Source organism: Moorena bouillonii PNG (assembly GCF_001942495.1).
In the GTDB taxonomy this organism is placed as follows: Bacteria; Cyanobacteriota; Cyanobacteriia; order Cyanobacteriales; family Coleofasciculaceae; genus Moorena; species Moorena bouillonii.
The window spans coordinates 1-1608 of sequence record NZ_MKZS01000013.1; the positions used below are offsets into that span (position 1 = coordinate 1).

Below are 1608 nucleotides of genomic sequence, written 5' to 3' on the forward strand. Positions count from 1 at the left end.
TCTCTTGTGCCCTTGTGCCGGGAGCAGGTCTTGCGTTGCACAACAAATGAACTATTTACCATCACAGCAAGCTTAAACCCATGAGGGGGCATAAGATTTAGTACAAATGTTCTGCATAAGGGACATGCTCCCTCTTGTGCCTTAGCATCTTATCTTACCATCTAGAATGAAATAGCCCTGCCATTATCCCCCTTAAAAAAGGGGGACTTTGACTATGGCTCCCCCCTTTTTTAAGGGGGGCTGGGGGGGATCTAAATCTTGCGGAAAACTTTGAAAACACGCCCTAGGGAATCGGGAGTCGGGAGTCGGGAATCGGGAATCGGGGAGAGTTTGCCATCAATGTTATGGATATTTCCATTGAGTTCTCAGATAAAGCGATAATCTCGTTTTTAGCCCTGCCAATGCTGTTGTCGAATTCTTCTAACCCATTCGCTACTATTTTGAGTATCTTGTCGATCACGCCACATGCCAATAAAAGGTTGATTATCTAATTCCAGAGGGTGAAGAGATGCCGGTTTTTTCGTTACATACTGTTTTTTGAACACCTCAATGATATCGGCAATAATGTTTTGAACCTCTTCTGGTAGTTCTTGAATATCTTTTGTCAGTTGTTCTAGGTCACGCATAAGTCTTAGGAAGACTATCCAATCACTTTCTATAAATCCATTATACAAAGTAATTGCGGGTGCATCTCATTTTTACTGTTTGACCCGGTGGGTGGAATGGGCATCTTGCCCGTTACAATTTTCGGACGGATTCTCCTAACACTGGCTACCTAGAAAATCAGGGTTTCCCCGTCCCTAACGCACCCTACGCAACTCTTTCCCGATTCCCGATTCCCGATTCCCGATTCCCGATTCCCGATTCCCGATTCCCGATTCCCGATTCCCGATTCCCTTGTTTACTTCTCAACTAGAGCCATTCTCTTCAAAAGAACGCACCTTAATAACTTTAGCAGGAATTCCCACTACCGTTGCTCCAGCAGGTACATCCGATAAAACTACAGCATTAGCACCAATATTTGCCCCATTACCGATAGTAACCTTGCCAAAAATCTTAGCACCAGCACCAACATTGACACGTTTTCCTAAAATGGGGGCATCCAAAGGACGGTCTAAGTAACGATTACCCAAAGTTACCCCTTGACGGAGGATAGTATCATCACCAATAGTGCAATCGCCATGAATCACAATCCCACTTTGATGCTCAATAATTACTCGGCGACCAAGCTTTACCGTGTAAGGTAATTCAATCCCATAGGTATTACGAACTTTCCGATATAATGCTCGGTAGAGAATACTAAAGGGAGCCCGTAGTAACTTCGGTTGGATGTTCATTCTCCAGACTCCAAACCGCTGCACCGCCACAGCCCGAAATCCCGGCTTAGTCCAATCACAATCATGGGCTTTCCAATCTTCTTTAATTTGTTGCCAAAGTCCCAAATTATCCGTTTTTAGCTGGGTAGAATTTGCCGTTAAATCTGTTGGCATCACCATAATCTATTTTTAGAATGAAGAATTTAGAATGAAGAATGAAGAATGTAGAATCGGGAATCGGGAATCGGGAATCGGGAATCGGGAATCGGGAATCGGGAGCAGGGAGCAGGGA

At 44.4% G+C, this 1608-nt stretch carries 2 protein-coding genes; both read right to left on the reverse strand.

The annotated features are described in order from the left end of the window. Nucleotides 1–283 precede the first annotated feature (283 nt). Nucleotides 284–460, reverse strand: a complete 177-nt coding sequence (locus BJP37_RS40600) for a hypothetical protein (RefSeq protein WP_158069898.1) — start codon at nucleotides 458–460, stop codon at nucleotides 284–286. Between the two features lie 448 nt (nucleotides 461–908). Further along, complete coding sequence (locus BJP37_RS34080) at nucleotides 909–1496, reverse strand: serine O-acetyltransferase (RefSeq protein WP_075906837.1); 588 nt, start codon at nucleotides 1494–1496, stop codon at nucleotides 909–911. Between the last annotated feature and the right edge of the window lie 112 nt (nucleotides 1497–1608).